We start from the raw sequence: 3,532 nt of genomic DNA, 5'->3' as shown, positions 1-3,532 counted from the left end.
GCAATATATATTTCAACCATTTGACTTTTTATCTTTTTTCTTTTGTCAAAAGAAATCATGGGAAGTTGAGGAATAAAAGCGATGTTTCTATTGTTGCTATTGATATTGTCTTTTCCCAATATATCGAAATCATCTATAGTAATAGTTCCAGAACTTACTTTTAAATCCTCTGATAAAATCCCAAGTATTGTGTTTACTAATGTAGTCTTCCCAGCACCACTGGGTCCAGTGAGACCAATAATTTTTCCCATAGGGATTCTAAGAGAAATATTATTTAAAAGATTGTTTCCTTTTTTATCTGTAACTTGTAATTGATTAACCAAAATCATATCTTCACCTTCTATTCGCTTCTTTTGCAATAATATTAAAAGACATTGTAGTAATAAAAACTGCAAAAATCGGGTAAATTATGAGTTCTGGCTTAATAAATATAGAATCTCTCGCTTCTAAAATCATAGAACCCCACTCTACAACATTTTCTCCAAGTCCAATTCCTATAAATGAAAAACCAGTAATTGCTAAAATCATATCCGCACAGGACAAACAAATATAATGAACTAAATCTAATAATATATTTGGTAGTATATGAACTAGAACCAACCTAGTCTTTGAAGCACCAAGTGAAATCATACAAGTGCAATAAGCTTTATCATATTCAATATTTATTTGAGTTCTAACAAGTCTTAAAAATCTCAATATATATGAAACAACCAAAGCGATTAATGTAGTTTTTATTCCATTTCCCCAAGATGCTATAAATATGATTAAATAAGCAATTGGTGGTATAGCCGTTACAGCATTAATAATCGAATCTACTATTACATTCTTTTTCATGGTAACTTTTGACGTTAGTGTTCCTAAAAGCAAACCTAAAGTAAAAACAATAATTGATGCCGTCATAACCATAAATAATGTAGTTTTCCCCCCGTACAGTATTCTCGATAAAACGCACCTACCCATGCTATCATTTCCCAAAAGATACTTAGAACTTGGATTTGCAAATCGAAGGGGAAGATTAACTTCTAAGGGATCATTAGGGGCAAAAAAACTTCCAAAAAATATAAATAAAATCACTAGGAAAGGAAATAATGTCCTTTTATTTATTTTCATTAATCTCCCCTTTCCTTTATCAAAAGATCGTTTATCAAATCTGATATTATATTAGCAAGTGCAATAAATAATGCTAGAAAGAAAACCAACCCATGAATCATAGTTGCATCACGATTTATTACAGAATTTACAATCAAATATCCAAATCCTGGAATAGAAAAAACTCCCTCAACTATTGCCACATTTGCAATCATAAGTCCAATACTCTGAAAGAAATTTGGAATTAACTTTACTATTGAGTTTGGCAATATATGTTTCACGAACAAAGTAAATTCCTTTAGACCATTTGCTCTAAAAAACATAATATAATATTCACCATTCTCTTTGTCTAAAGCATCTTTAAATAGTGGATAATAAAAAGAAGCCCCAAATATCCCTAAAGTTATTGCAGGAAGTAGATAGTTTGTAATGCCAATATTACCTGCTACTGATAGCAAATCCCACTTTACTGCAAATATATCAAGTAAGATAATAGCAATATAAAAGCTAGGAATTGAAACACCAATAAGGCATAAAAGATTTATAAGCTTATTGATTATCTTGCTCTTCCATAAGAAAGTAATACATCCCAAAGATAAAACCAAAATTACCTGCAATATTGCGGAAAAGAAAACAACAGATAAAGTTTTTGGCAACGCCAACATTATATTATCCCAGACTGGTTTGCCATTGCTTAAAGACTGTCCTAAGTCTAGAGAAAAAAGATTTTTAATCCAGTTAAAATATTGCTTATATACAGGTTTGTCAAAACCAAATCTTATTCTTACTTCTTCAATTTGCTCAGGTGATGGACTTCCGATATGTCTTTTAGCATATGCAGTGGCTGGATCGACGGGAGATAATTTCATTAAAACAAATGATAAAACACTAACAATTAATAATGTAATTATTAGCTCATAAATTTTTTTTAAAAATGTCTTTTTTGTATTCATCTTTATACCATAATTTAAGATCAGCCTAATAATTCAGGAAATTTATTTTTCAAATATTCTTCTAACATCTTTTTGATTGTTTCTTTATTTTCAATAAAAATTTCTTTTTGATTTAAACTTTCATATCCTAAAATCAAAGTATTTACAAAGGTCACTAAAAACTCATCTTCAAAAATAGATGAGAGCTTATCGTTTGGAGGAAATGCAGACGATAAAATTTCTGTGTTTGTTTCTTTTAAATTTTCAAACATTTCACACAATCTTTTATCTTCATTTTGTAGTTTCAAAAAAATTGCATATATGCTTTTAAATTCATTTTCATCATAAATTCTTTCCATCATCATCTCAGTAATTGCGTCTAAACTCGTTAACTTAGATGTGTCGATAGTTTTGTTTTTTTCTCCTCTATATTTGATACCTGATTTCATAAAATCATAAATCATTTCATAGGTTGAGCCATAATGATAGTAAACACCACCTTTACTTAAACTTACTTTTTCTATAACATCTTCCATAGTTGTATTTTGGAAACCCTTTTCTAAGAAACATTTCATTGCCGCTTCAAGAATTTCTAACTTCCTTTTTTCTCCAACTTTCAATTTTCTATCATTCAAAACTTTATCTCCTGTCAATAAATAATTCCGACGCTATCGTCAGTTTTATTATAGCTCATTTGATAATTAATTTCAATACATGAAGAATTTTAAAATTTAGTAATCTTATTTAAGATATTTGCTTGAACGCCCTTTATACTTCTTAATTAATTTCTTTAAATGCGGTATAATTAATAAAACTGAATAAACGCTTAGCGCTTATAACTTTAATAGCAAGCACAGTAAGTGAGTACCCACTTACGAAAAATTGATGAAGCAGAACCTTTATGGACTGCTTCTTTTTTTATCAATTTTACCTTGTTAGGGAGAACCCTAAGACCCCAATATTTTATGATAAGGAGATATACTATGGATAATAGAAAAAGAAATAATCAACTGAAAATATATTTAACAGATGAAGAAAAAGAAATCTTTGAAAAGAAAATGAAACTCGCAAATTGCAAAACTATGTCCCACTTTCTTAGGAAATGTGTATTAGAAAAAGAGATATATGTTGTAGACTTAGAACCATTTAGAAATATACAATGGCTGCTTTCAAATGCTACGAATAATATAAACCAGATTGCAAAAGCAACTAATACAACTGGTGTTATTTACAAAAATGAAATTGAATCAATGAATAAGCAGATAGAAAAATTATCAAGAGAAATATGGCAGATCCATTCCCTACTTCTTAATAAATCAAAAGAAAGTTCTGGTGATTAGTATGGCAATTACAAAAATACATCCTATAAAATCAACTCTAAATTTGGCAATAGACTATATAACTAAGAGTGAAAAAACTGATGAAAAAATCTTGGTATCTTCCTTCAAATGTCATCCATCTACTGCCCATATTCAATTTATGAAAACACGAGAAGATAATGATACTAATGG

At 29.1% G+C, this 3,532-nt stretch carries 5 protein-coding genes and 1 pseudogene; 2 read left to right on the top strand and 4 right to left on the bottom strand.

The window, feature by feature from the left end; all coding sequences use genetic code 11:
* The 4 genes from QP860_RS10345 to QP860_RS10330 all read right to left on the bottom strand — a co-directional run.
* On the bottom strand, positions 1 to 329 hold a 329-nt coding region (locus QP860_RS10345), incomplete at its 3' end, for an ATP-binding cassette domain-containing protein (RefSeq protein ID WP_284912770.1).
* 4 nt (positions 330 to 333) lie between these two features.
* The gene (locus QP860_RS10340; RefSeq protein ID WP_004816322.1) at positions 334 to 1,110 is read right to left on the bottom strand and encodes an ABC transporter permease; all 777 of its coding nucleotides are present in this window, start codon (positions 1,108 to 1,110) and stop codon (positions 334 to 336) included.
* On the bottom strand, positions 1,110 to 2,042 hold the full coding sequence (locus QP860_RS10335) for an ABC transporter permease (protein WP_284912769.1): 933 nt from the start codon (positions 2,040 to 2,042) through the stop codon (positions 1,110 to 1,112). Before QP860_RS10335 ends, QP860_RS10340 begins: the two co-directional genes overlap by 1 nt.
* Positions 2,043 to 2,062: 20 nt before the next feature.
* Positions 2,063 to 2,656, bottom strand: coding sequence for a TetR/AcrR family transcriptional regulator (locus QP860_RS10330; RefSeq protein ID WP_015777633.1), 594 nt, complete (start codon positions 2,654 to 2,656; stop codon positions 2,063 to 2,065).
* Between the two features lie 348 nt (positions 2,657 to 3,004).
* Between QP860_RS10330 and QP860_RS10325 the strand changes: the two genes are divergently transcribed.
* Together QP860_RS10325 and QP860_RS10320 are read left to right on the top strand one after the other, a co-directional pair.
* Entirely contained in the window at positions 3,005 to 3,361 is a 357-nt protein-coding gene (locus QP860_RS10325; RefSeq protein ID WP_284912768.1) for a plasmid mobilization protein, read from the top strand.
* 1 nt (position 3,362) lies between these two features.
* Positions 3,363 to 3,532: pseudogene (locus QP860_RS10320) on the top strand (relaxase/mobilization nuclease domain-containing protein); the annotation flags it as partial.

Origin of the sequence: Aerococcus sp. UMB1112A, from assembly GCF_030230715.1 — a bacterium.
Taxonomy (GTDB): Bacteria; Bacillota; Bacilli; order Lactobacillales; family Aerococcaceae; genus Aerococcus.
The sequence above is the reverse complement of the archived record's forward strand: the minus strand, read 5'-3'. Positions and strand labels throughout refer to the sequence as shown.